Here is a 21,805-nt window from a genome sequence, read left to right as displayed (position 1 = left end):
TATGAGTCATGAGGAAATAACGGTTAGACCGTTAGCTAATTAAGACATTAGTTAAGATTGGTTATAGAAAAAAAGCTCCAACGTAAGTTGGGGCTTTTTTTGCTTGGTGTATTTTACACTAGGTTTGCAAACATATAGTGATTAACACAACTAAAAATAATTAAAATGCTATTCATTGTTTTTATTAATTTCTACCAGTCTAGCATTAGTCTTAAAAAAGCAAAAAAAGGCCCCTAGCTTGTAAACTACTGGTCACTGGCAAACAATTAATGCTTGTAAGAACTATCTTAATTATTCTCCCAGTCAGAAACCACAACTTTTCCAGTCATGTGACCACTTTCCACTAATTTATGAGCCTTGCGTAAATTTGTTGCATTCAAAGGTGTTAATGACTTAGTCATAGTGCATCTAAGTTTACCACTATCTAACATTTGCGCGATTTTGTCTAAAATATCATGCTGAGTAATCATATCATCTGTTTGATAATAGGATTTTGTATACATCTATTCCCATGAAAAGTGTGCTTTCTTTTTAGTTAACAATCTCAAATTAATTGGACGATGGTTTTCAGTAATTGAAACAATGTGTCCTTCAGGCTTAATTAATTCACACATTTCTTTCCAGTGACCATCTAAATCTTTTAATTCCAAAATATAATCAACATACTTGAAACCTAATTTTCTCACTTGTTTTACCAAATCTTCACGGTGATTTACTACATAATCAGCACCATGATCTTGTGTCCATTTGATACTGTCTGGGCGAGATGCAGTAGCAATAACTGTTAGCCCTGCTAAATGTGCTAGTTGAGTTGCAACAGACCCTACTCCTCCAGCACCATTAATAATTAAAATTGTTTTATGTTGATTATTCTCTTGATTCCAGGTTAAATCCATTTGTTCAAATAAGGCTTCGTATGCGGTAAGAGAGGTTAAAGGCATTGCGGCTGCTTCATTATCTTTTAAAGTTTCTGGAGCATGACCAACTATTCTTTCATCAACCAGTTGATACTCACTATCACTACCTGAGCGAATAAATGAACCTGCATAAAATATACGATCACCAGGTTTAAAAAGGCTAACCTTAGATCCTACTTCTTCAACTACACCACATGCATCCCAGCCAATTGCTTTTGGAGTCTTTAAAACTGAATGTCCTCCTTTTCTTACTCCAATATCTACCGGATTGACTGATACTGCATTTACTTTTACCAGCAAATCATGTCCCTTAGCAGTAGGCTTTTTCATTTCAAAGTCAATCAGGCTTTCAGGATCATCAATTTTCAAATGTTTTTTAAATCCAATTGCTTTCATTTTTATCTCCTTTTCTATTTACTAATTAATTGTAAGTGGAATATAAATAAAAACAAGAAGTGAATTTTTTCTTACTAAGTAACAAATTCTTCCCTAGCTAGATCCAATATAAAGATTTAAAATGAATTATTATATCGAGGTGAGAGAATGCCACATCATATTTATAATTGTGCCGAAGGTTGTCCTGTTGAAAGCACACTTCAAATTATCTCAGGCAAATGGAAAAGCGTAATTATCTATCATTTAATCAAAGAAAAGAACTGTCGCTTCAATGAATTGCAGAAGTTGATGCCTAATTGTTCAAGACGAATGTTATCACTGCAATTAAAAGAATTAGAAAACGATCAAATTATTGCTAAAACGATCTTTCCAACCGTGCCGCCTAAAACCAGTTATCAATTAACATCATTAGGTAAAACTCTTACTCCATTAATTCTAGAAATGGAAAAATGGGGAAATAAGTATAATCAATTACATGAATAAAAGCCCTTAGTTTTTATACTAAAGGCTTCTTATTTTGGCATACTTTGGCAAACATGATACTTCTTCGAATCAAATATCATCTTCTCCAATTACTGCTATTACAAAGGTTTTACCATGCATCCCTATTTATATTTTTGGCATATATTTTGGCATACAACCTTATCTTTTTTTATTATTTTTGAGCTGGTTTCATTCCTTTAAATGCTTTTAAATCAAGGTTTACCATTCAAATTACATTGTCCGCTTATTCCCATTCAATAGTGGAAGGTGGCTTACTGGTAATATCGTAAACTACGCGGTTAATGTGGTCGCATTCATCTACGATTCTAGTAGAAATTTTACTTAATACATCCCATGGAATTTGGGCAAAGTCTGCAGTCATCCCATCAATTGAAGTTACGGCACGAATACCGATAGTGTAGTCATAAGTACGGCCATCCCCCATAACACCAACTGAACGAATACCTGGCAAAACTGTGAAGTATTGCCAAATATCTTCTTGAAGACCAGCATTCTTGATTTCTTCACGTAAAATCGCATCTGATTCACGCACGATCTTCAGCTTGTCTTCAGTAACTTCGCCAATAACACGAATACCGAGACCTGGACCTGGGAATGGTTGACGCCATACTAAGTCATGAGGAATGCCAAGCTTTTCACCAAGTTCACGAACTTCATCCTTGAAAAGCTTACGAAGTGGTTCAATTAATTCAAAGTGCATGTCTTCAGGAAGGCCACCAACATTATGGTGTGACTTAATAGTTTGAGCAGTATTAGTTCCGGACTCAATAACATCAGTATATAAAGTACCTTGGGCTAAGAAGTCAACATCCTTTAACTTTTTAGCTTCTTCGTTGAAGACTTCAATGAATTCTTTACCGATGATCTTACGCTTTTGTTCAGGATCAGTTACTCCTTTGAGTTTGTTCAAGAAACGTTCTTGTGCATTAACGCGAATGATGTTAACCCCAAGATCCTTATTCAAAGCTTGCATTACTTGATCGCCTTCGTCTTTACGAAGCATCCCGTGATCAACAAAAATCGCAGTTAACTGATCGCCAATTGCCTTGTGAAGAAGAGTTGCAGTAACACTAGAATCGACCCCACCAGAAAGGCCTAAGATAACCTTCTTATCGCCAACTTTTTCACGAATTTCTTCAACTTGCATTTCAATAAAGTCATCCATGGTCCAGTTTGCTTCGGCACCACAAACCTTAAAGGCGAAGTTCTTCAAAATATCTAAACCATACTCTGAATTACGAACTTCAGCATGGAATTGAATTCCATAGAACTTCTTCTCGTCGTTAGCAATTGCAGAAATTGGACAATTCTTACTCTTAGCAGTTACAGTAAAGCCTTCTGGAGCCTTAGTTACTAAGTCACCATGACTCATCCAAACGTATTGTTCTCTTGGCAAGCCCTCAAATAAAACTGCATTAGGATCAATTACCTCAATATCAGCACGACCATATTCGGAATTATCAGCCTTTTCAACCTTACCGCCTAAATCGTAACTCATGAGTTGCATCCCATAACAAATCCCCAAAATTGGAATTCCAAGCTTAAAAATTTCAGGATCAACTTTTAAAGCACCCTTATCGTAAACACTGTTTGGACCACCGGAAAAGATAATTCCCTTAGGGGCCATTTCTTTGATCTTTTCAATACTTAAGTCATGTGGTAAAAGTTCTGAATAGATACCAAAGTCACGAATTCGACGAGTAATCAATTGGTTATATTGACTACCAAAATCAAGCACAATAATCTTGTCAAAATCATTTAGATTAGTCTTAGCCACAATTTTCTCCTTCTAAAAAATAATTTATCCCTATTTACTAGAAACTTTACTAAGAAAAATTCAATTGGTCAATCATTAATTTTTTTTTAACTTCACAAGCATCAAAATAGCGCTTTAATAATTTGTTATATAAAATTGAAGTAAATCTATACTATTCAATTTTTATATACAAAAGAGGTGATACCTATGTCTCAAACAAAATGCTTATCTCAATCTTCGGTTCACGATTTCTTATCTGCTAGGAAGCGCAGTTCTACGTTGATTGCTATTGGCGTCATGCTATGTATTTTCTCACCAATTACTTTATTAATCTTAATCAGCTTAACAAGATTAGATATCTTAGCTTCATCGATTAATTTTGTAACAGGAATTGGCGTAATTGTTCTAATACTTCTAGTTGCAGCCGCTGTGGCTCTCTTTATTGCAGGAAATCACTGGCTAAAAGTTCACGAAAATTTTGAGTATGAAGAATGTAATCTTTCTGAAGAAACAAAAGAGCAAGTTCTTAAGTTAAGTAAAGAATATGAAAATCAGCACCTAGTTCTAAAGATTATTGGCATTACTTTTTGTATTTTATCTGCTATTCCACTTATGACTGGCTCTTTATTTATTGGTTCTCTTTCAAATAGCCGAATTGATGACCTAATGACTGGTCTTTCAACTGCTACGATTTTTCTTGTAGGAATTGGTGTCTTTTTCTTAGTCAAAACCAATATTGTTCGTGATAGTTTTAATATTATTTTACAAATAGAAGACTATACTGCTGAGAAAAAGGCCAGCAAAAAAATAATTGAAAAATATGCCACTATTTATTGGATGACTATTTCTTTTATCTATCTTGCTTATAGTTTCATTAGCAAGAATTGGAGCCAAAGCTGGATTATTTGGCCACTTGCTGGAATTACATATGGAATTCTTGAGGCAATCCTTTCTTTAAAAAAGAAAAAATCAATTTCAGAATAATACATCAAAAAAAGAGGCCTTGTGTTCGGAAAATGATTCTGCTACACTCTAGATATCAAATATCTATATATCGTCGTAATAAGGTCGACAGTTTCTACCCGGAACCAATTAATTCTGGACTATAGGTAATCGATGTCATAAGTAGCACTACAAAGGACTTCTTTTACCCTAATTTACGGGTAGAAGAAGTCTTTTTTTTGCAGGAGGATAAAATTGAAATTACTTGAGGAACGGATTCGTAAAGATGGAGAAGTATTAGATGGCAATGTTTTAAAAATTAACTCTTTTCTAAATCATCAAGTAGATCCGCAACTTATGATGGAAGTCGGTAAGGAATTTAAGCGTTTATTCGAAAACGAAAAAATCACTAAAGTTCTTACTTGTGAAGCTTCAGGAATTGCTCCTGGTATTATGGCTGCATATCAATTAGGAGTGCCAATGGTTTTTGCGAGAAAGAAAAAACCTTCAACTCTTAATGATGCTGTTTATTGGGCAGAAGTATTTTCTTACACTAAAAAAGTTAATAATAAAATTTGTGTTGAAAAGAAATTCTTGAGTAGTGACGATCACTTATTAATTATTGATGACTTCTTAGCCCATGGAGAAGCTGTTAAAGGGATGCTTAATATTGCAGATCAAGCAAATGCAACTGTAGCTGGTGTTGGTGTAGTTGTAGCTAAAGAATTCCAAGGTGGCAGCGAATGGGTTAAAGATCACGGCTACAGTCTTGAAGCCTTAGCTAGAATTTCTGATTTTGAAAACAATCAAGTGCATTTTGTAGGAGAAGAATAAATGAAGCACACACAAGTTAACCACAAAAAAGCTGCTTTACTAGGCTTGCAACATTTACTCGCAATGTATTCGGGAGCAATTGCCGTTCCTCTTTTAATTGGAACTGCCTTGAAATTCAACTCCACTCAAATGACTTATCTAGTTTCAATCGATATCTTCATGTGTGGTTTAGCAACTGCTCTCCAGCTTCTACGTAATCGTTATTTTGGAATTGGCTTACCTGTTGTGTTAGGATGTGCTATTCAAGCTGTAGCTCCTCTTCAAATGATTGGGAAAAAATTCACCATTGGTACTATGTATGGTGCAATCATCGTAGCGGGTGTTTTCGTATTTTTAGTAGCAGGCTATTTTTCTAAAATCAAAAAGCTCTTTCCACCAGTTGTAACGGGAAGCTTAATTACAGTAATTGGACTTTCCTTAATTCCGGTTTCTATTCAAAATCTTGGTGGGGGCAATTCTACAGCTAAAAACTTCGGTGATCCTAAAAATCTTTTAACTGGCTTTATAACTGTAGCAATTATTCTTGCCCTTCAAGTTTGGGGCAAAGGATTTATCAAATCCATCGCTGTTTTAGTGGGATTAATTGCAGGAACCTTAATTGCCAGTACTCTGGGTATGGTTTCACTTACTCCAGTTGCTCAAGCTTCTTGGTTCCACTTACCTCAACCTTTTTACTTTGGAATGCCACAGTTTGAGTGGTCATCCAGTTTAACAATGATCATCATTGCTCTCGTTTCAATGGTTGAATCTACCGGAGTATTCTTTGCTATTGGCGATTTACTCCACAAAGACATCACTAGCGATGACCTCAAAAAAGGCTATCGTGCTGAAGGGCTCGCACAGATCCTTGGTGGAATCTTTAATACATTCCCCTACACTACTTTTTCACAAAATGTAGGTTTACTTGAATTATCAGGTATTACTACAAAAAGACCAATTTACTGGGCATCAGGATTTTTAATGTTAATGGGACTACTCCCTAAATTTGGTGCTCTAGTAACTATCATCCCTGACTCTGTCTTAGGCGGCGCTATGCTTGTGATGTTTACAATGATTGCCGTCCAGGGAATGAGAATGCTGAAGAGAGTAGACTTTGAGGATACTCGTAATATCCTAATCGTAGCTATTTCAATTGGTCTCGGATTAGGTGTTACTGTTTATCCACAAGTTTTCCAAGCTTTACCAGAAACTATTCAATTATTCCTTGGAAATGGTATTGTTGTAGCAAGCTTAAGTGCTACGATTCTCAATTTACTATTTAAAGGAAAATCTGGCTTAGAAGAGCAACATATTCCTGCTGCCCCAGAAAAAATTGAAGTACAAAGCTAAATAAAAATATTTTCTTAAAACCAATAAAATTCTTAAAACCAATAAAAAAGGACTTGGAGATTCCAAGCCCTTTTTTAATGTTCTATTTTAATTAAACATCAATCACAGATACCTCTGCACCTAGTTGACGCAACTTTTGTTCAATTCTATCATAGCCACGCAAAATGTTTCCTGCATTTGAAATGATAGTTTCACCATCTGCCATTAAGCCAGCAAGCATCAAACAAGCGCCTGCTCTAATTTCACCAGCACTAACATGTGCTCCATGCAAATGATGAGTTGGATGAACTAAGATAATATTATCTTCTACCTGAATATTTGCACCCATCTTCTGAAGTTCAGGAATATGACCAACACGCTTAGGATATATTTGATCAATTACTACGCCTTCACCGCTCTTAGCTGTTAGAAGAAGTGGAGTAATTGGCTGCTGTAAATCAGTCGCAAATCCAGGATATACATCAGTTCTAACTTGAATCATTTTCAAGTCACCTGCTGGATAAACATAAAGTGAATCTTCATCAGCATCAATTACTACACCCATTTCTTCTACTTTAGCCAAGTAAGAATCTAGGTGTTCTTCGATAATATTATGAATTCTAATACCATTTCCGATGCAAGCAGCTAGAGCTACATATGTTCCAGCCTCAATTCGATCAGGAATAATAGTATGAGGAGTTTGTGCTTTTAATTCCTCTACTCCTTCAATTCGAATCACTTCAGTACCTGCACCACGAATAACGGCGCCCATATTATTCAAAAATGTAGCTAAATCAATAATTTCCGGTTCCTTAGCAGCATTTTCAATAATAGTTTGGCCCTTTGCCATTACACTAGCCATAATTATATTCATCGTTGCGCCTACAGAAGGCATCTTTAAATGAATTTTTGCACCACGAAGCCCAGTTTTAGGAGCTGTAATGATAATTTGATCGTTTTTATTCTCAACAGTTGCACCTAATGCTTCAAAGCCTTTAATATGCTGATCAATAGGACGAGGGCCAATATCATCTCCGCCTGGAAAGCCCACCACAGCTTTACCAAAGCGACCTAATAATGCACCCATAAAGTAGTAAGAAGCTCTCAAGCTCTTAATCTTTCCTGCTGGAAGGGGACTACGCTTAATGTTATCCGGATTTATTCGTAAAGTAGTTTCATGAAAATCACACTTTACATCCATTTCACTAAGTAGATCCATCAAATTATCTACATCAGCAATTCGCGGAACCCCTTCTAGGGTAACAGGAGTCCGCGAAAGTATTGACGCTGGAATCAATGCTACAGTGGAATTCTTAGCACCGCCGATCCATACGTCGCCCTTCAGGGGCTTTCCACCATGAATAATCATCTGTTTCATTGGGGAAACAATCCTTTTCTCTATTTGTAATACCCAAATGTATCACAAAATATATTAAATGAAAAACGCAAAAAAAACAAGAGAAGCCGAGGATTATGGCTCTCTTGTTACCGAAATTTAATTTTTAAAGTCTAGTTAAAATGTTGTGCTGGAAGACCACTTGCTGCACCAATAAATGCTTTAAACAATCCTTCTGGTCTTTGTGGACGACTTAAAAATTCTGGATGATATTGAGCTGCGATAAAGAATTTTTTATTTGGAATTTCAATAATTTCTACTAAATGATTATCTGGGGAAACACCAGAGAAGACCATGCCTGCCTTTTCAAATGCTTCACGATATTCATTATTGAATTCATAACGGTGACGGTGTCTTTCTTGAATTACATCTTGGTCATCATATGCTTCACGTGTCTTAGTACCCTTCTTTAAAGTTGCTGGGTATAGACCTAAACGAAGCGTACCACCAATATTCTCTTCATCACGCTTGTCAGCCATAATATCAATAATATTATTCTTAGTGTCTGGATTAGCTTCTGCACTATTAGCATCTTTTAAGCCAAGTACATTTCTGGCAAATTCAACGCTTGCCATTTGCATACCTAAGCAGATTCCTAAAAATGGGATATCGTGTTCACGGGCATATTTAATTGAAGTAATCATACCTTCAAGACCACGTGTACCAAAACCACCAGGTACAATTAATCCATCTGAATCTTTCATAATTTCTGCAATGTTATCTTCAGTGATATCTTCTGCTTGGACCTTATTTACTTTAATCTTAGTGTCATATAAGTAGCCAGCGTGTTGCAAAGCATCAGTAACAGAAATATATGCATCTTCAAGTTCTACATACTTACCTACTAAGGTAATAGTAGTTTCGTGCTTTAAGTTCTTTGCACGTTCATCTAATTTCTTCCAAGCTTCCATATCTGCTTCTGGCTTTGGACTTTCTAAATGTAAAAAGTCGCAAACTTTTTGGTCCATACCTTGAGCTTGAAAAGCAAGTGGTAAATCAAAAAGTGAAGGAGCATCGATAGATTCAATAATCCGGTCTACTGGAACATCAGTAAAGGTAGAAATCTTATTTTTTAACTCTTGAGCAATTGGTTTCTCAGCTCTTAAAACAAGCATATTTGGTTGAATACCAATACTTCTAAGTTCAGCAACTGAATGTTGTGTTGGCTTAGTTTTCATTTCGTGAGCAGCATGAAGATAAGGTACCAATGTACAGTGAATGTACATTACATTTTCTTCACCAACTTCACGACGCATTTGGCGAATTGCTTCCATAAATGGTGTAGATTCGATATCCCCTACTGTACCACCAATTTCAGAAATAATAACATCTGAATCAGTCGTTAAGGCAGCACGCATGATTTTTTTCTTAATCATGTCCGTAATATGCGGAATTACTTGCACAGTTGCACCATGATAGTCACCGCGACGTTCTTTATCAAGCACTTCTTGATAGATTTTACCAGTAGTGACATTAGAATATTTACTTGTTCTAACATCAACAATTCTTTCATAGTGACCCAAGTCAAGATCAGCTTCTGTACCATCATCGGTAACATAAACTTCCCCATGTTGGTATGGATTCATTGTACCTGGATCGATATTAATGTAAGGATCAAACTTTTGCATGGTAACTTTTAAGCCACGATTTTTAAGTAAACGTCCTAAACTTGAAGCTGAAATTCCCTTACCTAGCGATGAAACAACTCCACCAGTTACAAAAATATACTTTGTCATGCCGTGCTTCCTCTCTTTTCTTTTATTCTCTGTTAAAATCAAAAAAAGCTCCCAAATACATGGGAGCTTAATTGCACATAGAGTGCCCATACAAAATACTAAAGGGAAAATTACTTTCCGTCAAGTACTTTACTCATCATCGTCATCAAGATCATCTTGATGAAGTTCAGATAATTGGCCTTCAATACCATCATCTAATTCATTATCATCGGCATCATCAAGATCATCATCTGAGTAGTCGTCTTCATTAGTATCTTCTTCGTCAACATCCAAATCTTCATCTTCTGGATCATCTGAATCGTAGTCGATAATATCATCATCGTCAGAATCACCAATGAAAGCATTAACTTTCTTGTGGTGTTTCTTACGTGGTACATCTTCTTCATCTTCTGGATGGTTTACTTCTTCATCAACAGATTCATATGGGAACCAAGAACGCAATGCCCAAACATTATCACCCATTGAAATGAATTCACCATCAGTGTTCATATCAGTGTAAAATTGTGGCAAACGCTCACGAATTTCTTCGTCACTCTTACCCAGAAAGTTCTGGACGGCGTTAACGATATCAGCAAAGGCCATTCGCTTGCCGCTATCTTGTAAAATTGCACGAGCAACTTCGATCATTGACAATTCGTCTTTATTTTGGCCTTGAAAATCATCTAACCCCACAGTGGCACGTCCTTTCACGTAATCAATTTATCTAAATTTGCTAAAGATCTATTCTATTATATCAATCTTTATTGCATAGTTACCTACTAAGTATAGACCAGAAAAGAGATCATATTCAACTTTTAGTTGCATCTTTCCTAGAGAAATTTCAGAAAAATTCAATTTATTAGTCAAAGATTCTAAATTCATTTGCTTACCAGAAGCTACAACCTTGCATTTTCTTTTTTCTCCTGGCTCAAACTTCATTAGCGTATGATCACCTTTAGCATCTCCTCGTTGCATTACAAGCTCATTTGGCTTAATTAATAATTTTACTTCAACATCGCCCTCTTTATTCTTTTCGCTATATTTTATGCGCCAATCTTCGCCAACTTTTTCAATTGATCCTAAGCCATCTCTTTCAAAAACGGCTGATTCATCTTCTTGGTGAATTTTACTAGTAATTTTAATCTCAACTTTCTTGCTCATATTTTCACCTTCCTTCACGCTAGGATAGCCTTAAAGTAGCATTATTGTTATAATCAAGTTGATTATACGTTAGCAAAATTATTTTATTATCCGAGAAAATAGTATAAGAAAAATGGAAAAATTTCAAAGTAAAAAGCTGGATCATGAAAAAGTATTAAGAGATCCAGTTCACAATTATATTCATGTTAAAGATCAAGTTATTTTAGATATCATTAATTCAAAGGAATTCCAACGTTTACGCCGAATTAAGCAATTAGGACCGGCATCTTACGTTTTTCAAGGAGCAACTCATACTCGCTTTGAACATAATCTAGGTGTTTATGAATTGACCAGAAGAATTTGTGATATTTTTGAAGAAAAGTATGTAAGTAAAGAGCCAGGCGACGGATTATGGAATCCAGACGAAAGACTCTTAGCAGAATGTGCAGCTTTACTTCATGATATTGGCCATGGACCTTATTCTCATACGTTTGAGCATCTCTTTGGTACTAATCATGAAAAAATGGGCCAACAAATTATTACTGATAAAAATACTGAAGTTAATCAAGCCTTAAGAAAAGTAAGTCCTAATTTTCCAGAATTAGTGGCTAGTGTTATTGCTAAAACCTATCCTAATCCTCAAGTAGTCAAACTAATTTCAAGTCAAGCGGACGCAGATAGAATGGATTATTTATTACGCGACGCTTATTTCACTGGTGTTACTTACGGAAGCTTTGATTTAACTAGAATTTTAGAAGTAATCCGTCCATATCGTGATGGCATCTGCTTTACAGATAAAGGAATTCACTCAGTCGAAGATTACATTATTAGCCGTTACCAAATGTATCAACAAGTTTACTTTCACCGTGTCAATCGTTCAATGGAAGTTATCTTACATCACTTACTTGAAAGAGCTCAAATTATCTATGAAGAAGGCAAACTTCAAGTTACTCCTCAACTAGAAGCATTTTTAAACGGAAAATGGACTCTTGAAGATTACCTTAAGTTAGATGATGGCGTAATGGAAACCAATTTCTTACTCTGGACCAACTCAGGGGATCAAATTTTATCTGATCTTTCAAATCGTTACTTATACCGTCATCCCCTTGAAAGTGTCAAAATTAATGAAGATACTAAGAGTTTACTGCCAAAACTAAAGAATCTCATTAAACAAGCTGGGTTTGATCCTAACTACTATACTGCTACTAATTCAGCTTTTGATGAGCCATATGACGCATATAAGCCAACTGGAAAAAATGCTCACAGTCCAATTGAAATCATGCAAGCTGATGGTAGCTTAGTCGAACTGTCTGAATTGAGCCCACTCGTTAAATCCTTAAATGGAACTCTCCAAGGAGATGAGCGTTTCTTCTTTCCAAAAGTAATGGTTAAAGAAACTGATGAACCTCAAATTTTTGATCCAATTTATCAAGAATTCCAAAAATATATTCGAAATAATACTTTACGTTACTTACGACGTCCAAATAAAAAGAAATAAATTAAAGACGCATTGATAAAATTCAATGCGTCTTTTACTATGCCTTAACTGCAAAAGCTTCATAAGGTTTTAAAACCATATCTTTTAAACTGTCTCGTTTTTCATAGTTACTAATCAAAACTTCTTTAAAGGGAATATCTAAATTTAGATTTTGGTCCTCACCAGACAAGTTAGCGACTACTAGCCAGTTTTCATCTTCTAGTTTTCGCCAAAAGGCCAAAATATTATCACTAGTATTTTCAACAAGTTCAAAATCTCCATCCACCACAACAGAATTTTCATGGCGAAGTTTAATTAATTTTTGATAGGTATAAAAAATAGAATTTGGATCTTCTAAGGCTTCTTTAACGTTAATGGTCTTGTAGTTTGGGTTTAATTTTAGCCACGGTGTTCCTGTAGTAAAGTCAGCATTTTCTCCATTTGACCACTGCATTGGACGGCGTGCATTATCTCGACCTTTAGTATTAATTGCTTTAATTAGTTCATCCTTACTGTAGCCTTTTTCAATTCTTTCGCGGTACATATTAATACTTTCAATGTCCTCCACTTCATCAATTGAATTAACAGGACAATTTGTCATACCAATTTCTTCACCATTATAGATATAAGGTGTTCCGTGCATTAAATGCAGTACAATCGCAAACATTTTTGCGCTTTGAACGCGATATTCTTTGTCATTTCCCCACCGTGAAATAACCCGCGGAATATCATGATTTTCCCAAAAAAGACTATTCCATGCATGATCAAAATCAATTTCTGTCTGCCATTTAATTAGAACTTTTTTCAATTCGCCTAAATCAAGCGGACGTAAATCCCATTTTTCTTTTCCTTCTTGCTGATCTAAGCCTTGATTTTCAAATTGAAATACCATCGATAATTCATGACGAGCTGGATCTGAATATTCGGCAGCAATTTTTGGAGTAGAGTTCCACGTTTCACCCACTGTCATTAATTCTTTACCGGCAAAAGTATTCTCATTCATCTCTTTTAAATATGGATGAAGCATTGGACCATTCTCACGAATCTTTTTATCGGGATCTTTTCCAATAAGTTCAATCACATCCATCCTAAAGCCGCCAATTCCCTTATCGATCCAGTAATTCATCATTTCATAGATTTTATTTCTTAATTTTGGGTTCTTCCAATTAAGATCGGGTTGTTGATCTGCAAAGAAGTGTAAGTAATATTGACCAGTTTTTTCATCAAACTTCCAAGCTGAACCAGAAAAAGCAGATTTCAACTCATTAGGTTCATGGCCCTCTACCGGATCACGCCAAATATAGAAATCTCTGTATGGATTCTCCTTACTTTTTCTTGCTTCAATAAACCAAGGATGCTGGTCAGATGTATGGTTAACGACAAGGTCCATAATAATGCGTATATGATGTTTTTTAGCTTCTCTAATCAGATTATCCATGTCAGCCATTGTTCCGTATTGTGGGTCTATTTTTTGATAATCAGAGATATCATAGCCATTATCTACACCAGGGGATAAGTAAACAGGCGACAGCCAAATAGCATCAATTCCTAGTTTTTCTAAATATCCTAATCGTGAAATGATTCCGGGGATATCTCCAATTCCATCACCATTACTATCTTGAAATGACTTAGGATAAACTTGATAAACAACAGCTTTTTTCCACCAAGGTGTCATATTTTTCTCCTTCAAACAAACAAAAAAGTGCCCTGTTAAGACAGGACACTTTTTTCACATAAACTTTAATTTGATTAACCTTTATCAGCACCTGCTGTGATTCCATTAACATAGAATTTTTGCATTACAATGAACAAAATTGTAATTGGGATCGCAATGATTACACATCCGGCAATGAACTGAGTAAAGAATTGGGCCATCGTACCCTTTGCCGAGTGAACCATGTTGTATAGTCCATAGGCAACAGTGTAGGTCTTCGGATTTCCTGAGGTAGAGAGGATGATACCTGAGAAAATGAAGTCTACCCATGGTGCCATGAATGAAGTAAGCGCAGTATAAACAATCATTGGCTTTGAAAGTGGTAATCCAATATGAATGAATACTTGCCATTTCGTAGCGCCGTCAATTTCAGCAGCTTCATCAATTGCTCGTGGCATAGTATCAAAGAAACCTTTAGCAATGTAGAAGCCAAGGCCAGCACCACCAACATAGACTAAGATCAATCCACCAAGGTTTAACATGTTTAATGCCTTTAAAATGTAGTACAAGGCAATCATTGACATGAAACCTGGGAACATTCCTAATACCAAAGCAATTTGTAAAAATGGCTTACGGAAGCGGAAGCGTAATCTTGATAATACGTAAGCAACTCCAATAGTTACGAAAGTTGATAGAGTTGCTGAAATAACAGCAACAAATAAGGTATTTAATACCCAGTTTATAAATGGATATTGTGAACTAGTAAGAATACCGACATAATTTTGCCAAGTAAATTTTTCTGGCCAAATTGTAGATACAAATCCTGTATTATTGTATGAAAAACTTGCTAAAATAATCCAAATAATTGGGAATATCCATAAAACAGCCAGGATGGCTAATAGAACATATCTAAAAATTAAAGCAATTCTTCTTTGGTTATGATAAGACTTCATTTTTAGCCCTCCTTGTATGCGTTAGTATGACGATATGCAATTAGTGAGAATGTAGCACTAATGATAAAGATCAAGATACCCAAAACAGCCGATGCATTATAGCGTTGCTCTTGACCAAATGTTAAGTTATATAGCCAAGTTACAAGCAAGTCTGTAGAGCCAGCACCGTTATAGTTATTGTTCATTGGTGCACCACCAGTTAGTAAGTAGATAACATTAAAGTTGTTGATGTTACCAATAAATTGTTGAATCAAAGCTGGGGACATTACGAATAAAATTTGAGGGAATGTAATGTGATTAAAAATTTGTACTGGACTTGCTCCATCAATACGAGCAGCTTCAATTTGATCTTGTGGTAAGTTTTGAATAATAGCTGTTGAAGTTAACATTGAAACTGGGATACCAATCCACATATTAACCACAATAACTGTAATTCTAGCAACAAGAGGACTAGCCTGGTTATCAATGAAGTGAATTGGGTGGCTAATCCATCCCCAATTCATAAGTAAGGTGTTCAATGGTCCTTGATAGTCAAGGAATTGTGCCATCATTAATAGAGAAACAAATTGTGGTACAGCATAAACAATTACGAAAATTGTTCTCCATAGGTTCTTATGTTTAATTCCCTTAGATTCAATCAAAAGAGCGAGTAAGACACCAAAGAAGAAAGTAGTAGCTGTAGCAGCAACTGCCCAAATTAAGGTCCAACCTAAAACTGGGAAGAAGGTACCTGCTAAATCACCACTCAACACGTTTCCAAATGCTTGAAAACCAGTCCAGGAAAATCCAACTGAGTGTTGACGATCATAGTTAGTAAATGCCATCGAAATCATGAAGACTGTTGGCAAAACCGTAAATAAAATGATTAAAACAATTGGAATTGTCATCAAAGTTGCATGTAATCTTTGATCAAACAAAGATGCAATTTCTTCACGGTTAGTTGGAATATGGTAATGTCTCTTTTCTAATAAGAAAGTATGCTTATTAGATTTCAAATTAATGATATATAGATAGATAAAACCAGCAACAATGAATAAAGCCAGAATACCAAATAAGAGAATTAAAACAGAATTATCTGGTTGTTGAGTAACATATACTCCCTGTGCTTTATCAAATACAACGCGTTTACTCTTTATTGCACCTAAGTTCCTTAATCCAGCAATTGAATGGATTCCACTTAAAAAGAACCAAACTAAAAATACAATTTCAGCAAATAAAAGTGAAAATCCTTTTACCCATTGCCGATGTTTAATAGCATTTAAGCCCATGATGAAGAATGATAATTTAGTTACTGCATCTCCATCTTTCCATGTTTCCTTTAAGGTAACTGCAGGCGTAGCATGTTTTTTCTTAAACATAATTAATCAAACCTTTGCTTATGTGTTTTTTCAAGATTATTCTTCTTTAGAAATCTTCTTTTGTAATTTAGCAAGCTTACTCTTGTATTGTGATGGCTTAATCTTGCCGTCGTAAGCACCACTAATTAATGGAGCTGAGTCGTTCCAGAAGATTGACATTTGTGGCAATTTAGGTTGAAGAACTGAGTAGCCTGGTTGAGCCATTTGAATTACAGCTTTAGCAACTGGATCGTTCTTAACCTCTGCAGTATTTTGAGCTGCCTTGTTTACAGGAATTTCACCAGCATTCTTGTGAACAATTAATTGGTTTTCTTTGTTAGATAAGTATTTAGCCAAAATTGCTGCATTCTTAGCATTAGAAGTATGTGAGTTAACAGCGAAACATTCAATACCTAAGAAAGCTTCCATTTGAGCAGTCTTACCACCAACTTCAATAGTTGGATATGGAGCAACTCCTAAGTTCTTACCTAAAATCTTCTTAATATTAGCTGCGTTCCATGGACCATCTAAGATAGCTTGAGCATTACCCTTCTTCAATTGGTTAAGGGCATTTGAAGTTTGCATAACGCCTTTATTACTCTTTTGTTCGGCATACCACTTCATTGCGTTTACACCATTTTGTGAATCCATAGTAGAGCCTTTTACATCTTCTCCGCTATTGCCAAATAACTTTGTACCTGCAGAGAACATTACTGGCCACATTACATAAGCATTAGTGAAGTCAGTTGCAACTACACCTTTAGAAGTCATAGTCTTCCAAGATTTAACATCTTCTGGTGAAAGCTTAGACTTGTCATAGTAAACAGTTTGAGCTTGTTCAGAGTATGGATATGCGTAAAGCTTGCCTTTCCATTCAACACCCTTGTATGCTTCTGGAACGGAATTCTTCTTAATTTCCTTAGTATCAGTTGGTGACAATGGGTTAATGTAACCTGAATCTGCCATTTGTCCTAATTGGTCATTTGGAACACCAAATACATCTGCGGCTTTTGAAGGGTCTTTAGCAACATCAGTTTTTGCATTAGCTGAACCATTAGGGTTTTGAGTAACCTTAACTTTAATATTAGGATGTTCTTTTTCAAAGTCCTTTACCACGCCCTTATACCAACTAACACGAGCAGTATCTACCCAAAGAGTTAATTGCTTATTTGAGCTCTTTGATTCGTTTGAGTTAGAGTTGTTACTACAAGCAGTTAATGAAATAGCAGATATTGCTACAACACTACCTAAAGCCAATTTTTTCCATAACTTCATGATTTTTCCTCCTAGCCATGACTGGCTAAATACATTATTACAACCGTGAACCAAGTTTCACACTCGTTGTAAACCCAATCAATATTTTGCAGAAGCGTCCTCTCCTGCAAGTTAACGAATAGCATTCGTTGTATCTTTATCAAAGAAGTGGGCTTTATTAACATCAAATCCCATTCTTACTTTATCGCCTGGAGTATGGTAATCACGGGCATTTATAATGGCAACAAATTCTGTTCCATCTACTTTTTGATAAAGCTGAATAGTTGAACCAAGCAATTCTGAAACAACAACAGTTGATTCAACAATTTGGTTAGGCCAAGTTTCAAGGAATGCTTCCTCTGAATGAATATCTTCTGGACGGATACCAAATACTAGATCTTTATCGTCATATCCCTTTTCTTTAAGCATCTTTGCTTTACCTTCAGGGATTTCGATATCTAGACCTTTTCCATCGCTAATTCGATTTCCTTTAAAGTGAACATTAAAGAAGTTCATTTGAGGAGATCCGATAAAACCAGCAACAAACATATTTACCGGCATATTGTAAACCTCTAGAGGTGTGCCAATTTGTTGAACTTTACCAACTGACATAACTACTACCCGATCTGCTAAAGTCATGGCTTCAGTTTGATCGTGAGTAACATAAATCGTAGTAGTTCCCAAATTTTGGTGCAACTTAGCAATTTCAGCACGCATTGTGACACGTAATTTTGCATCCAAGTTTGATAAAGGTTCATCCATTAAGAAAATTGGAGCATCCCGGACAATTGCCCGTCCTAAGGCAACACGCTGTCTTTGACCACCAGATAATTCAGCTGGCTTTTTATCAAGATATTCTGATAAACCTAAAATATCTGCTGCATGCTTAACTCGTTTATCAATTTCATCTTTCTTATAATGACGAAGCTTTAATCCAAAAGCCATGTTGTCGTAAATTGACATATGAGGGTACAAAGCATAGTTTTGGAAAACCATGGCAATGTCTCTATCTTTAGGTGCAACGTCATTCATTACCTTATGGTCAATCTCTAAAGTACCTTTAGAAATATCTTCTAGACCAGCAACCATTCTCAAAGTAGTTGATTTACCACAACCAGATGGTCCAACAAAAACGATAAATTCTTTATCTTTGATATGTAAATCAAAGTCATTAACTGAATATTTATCATTTCCTTCGTACTTTTTATAGATATGGTTTAAATCTACTTCAACCATTCTCTTTCCCTACTTCCCTCTTATTTTTTATTAAAAACTGATTCAATTTCTGAAAGTTTCAATTCTTTAGTAGTTGGAACAATATAATCAGCCTCTTTCAAGACCTCTTTATCCCCAATTCCAACTGCAAATTGACCAGCACTTTTAATTGATTGAACACCTGCTTGAGCATCTTCAAAACTAATTACTTCGTCTGCATTTAAACCAGCTAATTCTTGAGCTTTTTCATAAATTTCTGGATCTGGTTTTCCGTGATGAAGTGTTGCTGGATCAACAATGCCATCAAATTCATCCATAATTCCTAACTTTGTTAAAATCTTAGGTGCATTTTTTGAGGCAGAAGCAATAACCATTTTTAAGTTTTGTTTCTTTGCATCACTAAGTAGTTCCGGAATACCTGGCAAAATATCTGCTGGCGTCATTTTTTCAACTTGTTCAACAAATTTGGTATTCTTTTCTGCTGCGAACTTTTCTTTTTCTGCTTCAGAATATTTATCTTCCTGGTCGCCATATTTCAAAATTAGATTTAAAGAATCCATTCTTGAAATACCCCTTAAGCTATCAAGTTGATCATCCGTTAAGTTAATCCCTAATTCCTTAGCTAAATTATTCCAAGCAGTTAAATGATAGACAGCTGAATTTGTTAAAACTCCATCTAAGTCAAAAATTAGTCCTTTAAGCATTCACTTTCACCTTCTTTAAGCATTACCTTCTTATCATTAACAAGAATTTCTAGATCTTTACCTTCAAGTAAAGAGATCTTGGTTTCTTGATGATCAACATAAACCTTAATTAACCGACCACGGTAGTTAATCTTAAAGCTATAGTGGTCCCAGTTATCTGGAATAAATGGCTTAAATTTCAATTGGTCATGGTCGTATCTCATCCCAGCAAAGCCCTGAACAATAGCTAGCCATGATCCACTCATCGAAGTAATGTGTAAACCATCTACCGTATCATTGTTGTAATTATCTAAATCAAGTCTTGCAGTTCTTTCATACAGTTCAACCGCCTTATCTTTCTTTCCTAATTCAGCAGCTAAAACTGAGTGAATTGAAGGTGAAAGGGAACTTTCATGAACAGTTAACGGTTCATAGAAATCAAAGTTCTTTTCTTTTTGATCCTTCGTATAGTTTTCTGGGAAGAAATAGATACCTTGCAAAACATCAGCTTGCTTAATAAATGGTGATCTTAAGATCTTATCCCAAGACCAATGCTGGTTAATAGGACGTTGATCTTCAATTTCACTTACTGGACGAATCTCTTTATCAAGAAAATCATCTTGTTGTAAGAAAATCCCTAGCTCTTTATCTTCTGGAAGATAAATCTTATCAACAATGTCTTGCCACTTTTCTTTTTCTTCTTCAGTAACATGAACTCGTTCTTGAGCTTCTTTAGTTGCAAGTGGCAAACGCTCTAGTGTATATTTCAGAAGCCATCTTGCCATAGTGTTGGTAAACCAGTTGTTGTTAACATTGTTTTCATATTCGTTAGGACCAGTCACACCGTGCATTACATACTTGTTACGCCATTTAGACCAGTGAACTCGAGCTGCCCAGAACCTTGCAGTTCCAACTAAGACATCCATACCTTCATTCTTAACATAGCTATCATCGCCGGTGTATTCGGTATACATAGCAATTGCATGTGGAATATCAGCATTTCTGTGGATTTCTTCAAAAGTAATTTCCCATTCGTTATGACATTCAATACCATTGAAAGTTACCATTGGGAACAAGGCACCTGGAAGGCCTTGTTCTTTAGCATTGTGATATGCTCCTGGTAATTGATTATGACGATATTGAAGAAGGGCTTTAGTAACGCTTGGGTTAGTAATCCCTAAGTACATTGGAACGATGTAAGCCTCAGTATCCCAATAAGTAGCACCACCGTATTTTTCACCAGTAAATCCCTTAGGACCAACGTTCAAGCGTTCATCTTCACCGTAGTATGTCATGAACAACTGAGCAATATTAAATCTAATCCCCTGTTGGGCTGCTGCATCACCAGAAATTTCAACATCACTCATGTCCCAACGTTTTTGCCATTCAGCAGTATGATCGGCTAAGTTTTCTTCAAAGCTCTTTGATTGAAGCTTATTCATTAAATCTTCAGCAACACTTGCTTGATCTTTTTCTTCAACATCTCTACTTGTTACAACAATAATGTCTTTTTCAAGTTCGTAACTTTGTCCTTCACTTAATTCAACTGAAAATTTTTCGCTCAACTTGGCTTCTTTAGTAGAAACTTCAGTTTGAATTAGTTCACCATTGTGGCGCAAAGATTCTTGAAGTAAAACTGTGAATTGAGGCACTTCATAAGGATTAGGCTTAGTTTTTACCTGGATAGTTTTTGTATCCTTATTCTCACCAAGTGGAATCCAGAAGCGTTCATCATAGTTACTGTCTTCGTTAACAACTGTTCCATCTAAAGTAGAATCAAAATCAATCTTAGCCTTTCCTTCAAGTACCGTAGCTTTTACTTTAATTAAAGCAGCTTCTTTTTGTACAATATGAAGAAAACGTTCAAATTCAAATTTAACTTTGACATCTTTACCTTCATAGATAAAACTTCTTGAAAGAAGCCCTTGATGCATATCAAGTGATAATTCAAAATCACTAAACTTTACTTTAGCTAAATCAATTTTTTCACCATTGACGGTGATCCCAATTCCAATAAAACTTGGAGCATTTGGTGTCTTACCGAAGTATTTTGGGTATCCATTTTTCCACCAACCAACAACTGTCTTATCTGGGAACCACACACCTGCTAAATATGTTCCTTGAAGTGTGTCGCCAGAGTAACCCTCCTCAAAGTTTCCTCTCATTCCCATATAATCATTACCAATTGCAGTAATACTTTCTTGTAACCTTTTATCTTCCTTAGAAAATTCATGTGTCGTTACTTTCCAAGGATCAACCTCAAAAATTCTCTTCATCATCATTCTCCGTCACTTTCGTGAAGTCTTTTTATTTACAAATCTATT

At 35.6% G+C, this 21,805-nt stretch carries 17 protein-coding genes, 1 pseudogene and 1 riboswitch; of the genes and pseudogenes, 5 read left to right on the top strand and 13 right to left on the bottom strand.

Annotated features, from left to right (window positions below):
* Nucleotides 1-287 precede the first annotated feature (287 nt).
* Nucleotides 288-1,313, bottom strand: a pseudogene (locus tag H0I41_RS01275) (zinc-binding alcohol dehydrogenase family protein).
* A 147-nt stretch (nt 1,314-1,460) separates the two neighbouring features.
* Here H0I41_RS01275 and H0I41_RS01270 point away from each other — a divergent pair.
* Nucleotides 1,461-1,796 carry a winged helix-turn-helix transcriptional regulator gene (locus H0I41_RS01270; RefSeq protein ID WP_023599169.1) on the top strand — a complete coding sequence of 112 codons (336 nt, stop codon included), beginning with the start codon at nt 1,461-1,463 and terminating at the stop codon, nt 1,794-1,796.
* Between the two features lie 244 nt (nt 1,797-2,040).
* On the opposite strand, the gene guaA is transcribed toward H0I41_RS01270, so the two are convergent.
* The gene (guaA, locus tag H0I41_RS01265) at nt 2,041-3,594 is read right to left on the bottom strand and encodes a glutamine-hydrolyzing GMP synthase (protein ID WP_135014068.1); all 1,554 of its coding nucleotides are present in this window, start codon (nt 3,592-3,594) and stop codon (nt 2,041-2,043) included.
* A gap of 186 nt (nt 3,595-3,780) precedes the next feature.
* On the opposite strand from guaA, the gene H0I41_RS01260 reads away from it, so the two are divergent.
* The 3 genes from H0I41_RS01260 to H0I41_RS01250 all read left to right on the top strand — a co-directional run bounded on the left by H0I41_RS01260 (nt 3,781) and on the right by H0I41_RS01250 (nt 6,678).
* The gene (locus H0I41_RS01260) at nt 3,781-4,557 is read left to right on the top strand and encodes a hypothetical protein (protein ID WP_011161418.1); all 777 of its coding nucleotides are present in this window, start codon (nt 3,781-3,783) and stop codon (nt 4,555-4,557) included.
* Nucleotides 4,558-4,600: 43 nt separating this feature from the next.
* Nucleotides 4,601-4,699: riboswitch (purine riboswitch) on the top strand.
* 71 nt (nt 4,700-4,770) lie between these two features.
* Nucleotides 4,771-5,349 carry a xanthine phosphoribosyltransferase gene (locus H0I41_RS01255; RefSeq protein ID WP_135014069.1) on the top strand — a complete coding sequence of 193 codons (579 nt, stop codon included), beginning with the start codon at nt 4,771-4,773 and terminating at the stop codon, nt 5,347-5,349.
* Nucleotides 5,350-6,678, top strand: a complete 1,329-nt coding sequence (locus H0I41_RS01250; protein WP_011161416.1) for a nucleobase:cation symporter-2 family protein — start codon at nt 5,350-5,352, stop codon at nt 6,676-6,678.
* 91 nt (nt 6,679-6,769) lie between these two features.
* Here the strand turns inward: H0I41_RS01250 and murA are convergent, their stop codons facing one another.
* The 4 genes from murA to H0I41_RS01230 all read right to left on the bottom strand — a co-directional run bounded on the left by murA (nt 6,770) and on the right by H0I41_RS01230 (nt 10,929).
* On the bottom strand, nt 6,770-8,035 hold the full coding sequence (gene murA / locus H0I41_RS01245; RefSeq protein WP_011161415.1) for a UDP-N-acetylglucosamine 1-carboxyvinyltransferase: 1,266 nt from the start codon (nt 8,033-8,035) through the stop codon (nt 6,770-6,772).
* A gap of 131 nt (nt 8,036-8,166) precedes the next feature.
* On the bottom strand, nt 8,167-9,789 hold the full coding sequence (gene pyrG / locus H0I41_RS01240; protein WP_061400050.1) for a CTP synthase: 1,623 nt from the start codon (nt 9,787-9,789) through the stop codon (nt 8,167-8,169).
* 129 nt (nt 9,790-9,918) lie between these two features.
* Entirely contained in the window at nt 9,919-10,461 is a 543-nt protein-coding gene (gene rpoE / locus H0I41_RS01235) for a DNA-directed RNA polymerase subunit delta (RefSeq protein WP_004898759.1), read from the bottom strand.
* Between the two features lie 48 nt (nt 10,462-10,509).
* Complete coding sequence (locus H0I41_RS01230; protein ID WP_135014070.1) at nt 10,510-10,929, bottom strand: YwiB family protein; 420 nt, start codon at nt 10,927-10,929, stop codon at nt 10,510-10,512.
* Between the two features lie 112 nt (nt 10,930-11,041).
* On the opposite strand from H0I41_RS01230, the gene H0I41_RS01225 reads away from it, so the two are divergent.
* A complete protein-coding gene (locus H0I41_RS01225; protein WP_004898754.1) occupies nt 11,042-12,406 on the top strand; it encodes an HD domain-containing protein in 1,365 nt (454 codons plus the stop codon).
* Nucleotides 12,407-12,443: 37 nt separating this feature from the next.
* Here H0I41_RS01225 and H0I41_RS01220 read toward each other — a convergent pair whose 3' ends face one another.
* The 7 genes from H0I41_RS01220 to H0I41_RS01190 form a co-directional block, all read right to left on the bottom strand.
* Nucleotides 12,444-14,060 (bottom strand): glycoside hydrolase family 13 protein, encoded by a 1,617-nt coding sequence (locus H0I41_RS01220; protein WP_135014071.1) that lies wholly within the window; start codon nt 14,058-14,060, stop codon nt 12,444-12,446.
* A 74-nt stretch (nt 14,061-14,134) separates the two neighbouring features.
* Nucleotides 14,135-14,992, bottom strand: coding sequence for a sugar ABC transporter permease (locus H0I41_RS01215; RefSeq protein ID WP_014567030.1), 858 nt, complete (start codon nt 14,990-14,992; stop codon nt 14,135-14,137).
* A 2-nt stretch (nt 14,993-14,994) separates the two neighbouring features.
* Nucleotides 14,995-16,350 (bottom strand): carbohydrate ABC transporter permease, encoded by a 1,356-nt coding sequence (locus tag H0I41_RS01210; protein WP_135014072.1) that lies wholly within the window; start codon nt 16,348-16,350, stop codon nt 14,995-14,997.
* Between the two features lie 36 nt (nt 16,351-16,386).
* Nucleotides 16,387-17,604, bottom strand: coding sequence for an extracellular solute-binding protein (locus H0I41_RS01205; RefSeq protein ID WP_135014073.1), 1,218 nt, complete (start codon nt 17,602-17,604; stop codon nt 16,387-16,389).
* A gap of 111 nt (nt 17,605-17,715) precedes the next feature.
* Nucleotides 17,716-18,819: an ABC transporter ATP-binding protein gene (locus tag H0I41_RS01200; protein WP_135014074.1), complete on the bottom strand. Its 1,104-nt coding sequence runs from the start codon at nt 18,817-18,819 to the stop codon at nt 17,716-17,718.
* A 20-nt stretch (nt 18,820-18,839) separates the two neighbouring features.
* Nucleotides 18,840-19,502 (bottom strand): beta-phosphoglucomutase, encoded by a 663-nt coding sequence (pgmB, locus tag H0I41_RS01195; protein ID WP_011161408.1) that lies wholly within the window; start codon nt 19,500-19,502, stop codon nt 18,840-18,842.
* The gene (locus H0I41_RS01190) at nt 19,487-21,757 is read right to left on the bottom strand and encodes a glycoside hydrolase family 65 protein (RefSeq protein WP_135014075.1); all 2,271 of its coding nucleotides are present in this window, start codon (nt 21,755-21,757) and stop codon (nt 19,487-19,489) included. Before H0I41_RS01190 ends, pgmB begins: the two co-directional genes overlap by 16 nt.
* Nucleotides 21,758-21,805 lie beyond the last annotated feature (48 nt).

The organism is Lactobacillus johnsonii (genome assembly GCF_014058685.1).
GTDB lineage: Bacteria > Bacillota > Bacilli > Lactobacillales > Lactobacillaceae > Lactobacillus.
The sequence above is the reverse complement of the archived record's forward strand: the minus strand, read 5'-3'. Positions and strand labels throughout refer to the sequence as shown.

Coding starts and splice junctions, on each gene's coding strand:
- H0I41_RS01270 (WP_023599169.1), top strand. CDS start 1,461: ATGCCACATCATATTTATAATTGTGCCGAAGGTTGTCCTGTTGAAAGC.
- H0I41_RS01260 (WP_011161418.1), top strand. CDS start 3,781: ATGTCTCAAACAAAATGCTTATCTCAATCTTCGGTTCACGATTTCTTA.
- H0I41_RS01250 (WP_011161416.1), top strand. CDS start 5,350: ATGAAGCACACACAAGTTAACCACAAAAAAGCTGCTTTACTAGGCTTG.
- murA (WP_011161415.1), bottom strand. CDS start 8,035: ATGAAACAGATGATTATTCATGGTGGAAAGCCCCTGAAGGGCGACGTA.
- pyrG (WP_061400050.1), bottom strand. CDS start 9,789: ATGACAAAGTATATTTTTGTAACTGGTGGAGTTGTTTCATCGCTAGGT.
- H0I41_RS01230 (WP_135014070.1), bottom strand. CDS start 10,929: ATGAGCAAGAAAGTTGAGATTAAAATTACTAGTAAAATTCACCAAGAA.
- H0I41_RS01225 (WP_004898754.1), top strand. CDS start 11,042: ATGGAAAAATTTCAAAGTAAAAAGCTGGATCATGAAAAAGTATTAAGA.
- H0I41_RS01220 (WP_135014071.1), bottom strand. CDS start 14,060: ATGACACCTTGGTGGAAAAAAGCTGTTGTTTATCAAGTTTATCCTAAG.
- H0I41_RS01215 (WP_014567030.1), bottom strand. CDS start 14,992: ATGAAGTCTTATCATAACCAAAGAAGAATTGCTTTAATTTTTAGATAT.
- H0I41_RS01210 (WP_135014072.1), bottom strand. CDS start 16,350: ATGTTTAAGAAAAAACATGCTACGCCTGCAGTTACCTTAAAGGAAACA.
- H0I41_RS01205 (WP_135014073.1), bottom strand. CDS start 17,604: ATGAAGTTATGGAAAAAATTGGCTTTAGGTAGTGTTGTAGCAATATCT.
- H0I41_RS01200 (WP_135014074.1), bottom strand. CDS start 18,819: ATGGTTGAAGTAGATTTAAACCATATCTATAAAAAGTACGAAGGAAAT.
- pgmB (WP_011161408.1), bottom strand. CDS start 19,502: ATGCTTAAAGGACTAATTTTTGACTTAGATGGAGTTTTAACAAATTCA.
- H0I41_RS01190 (WP_135014075.1), bottom strand. CDS start 21,757: ATGAAGAGAATTTTTGAGGTTGATCCTTGGAAAGTAACGACACATGAA.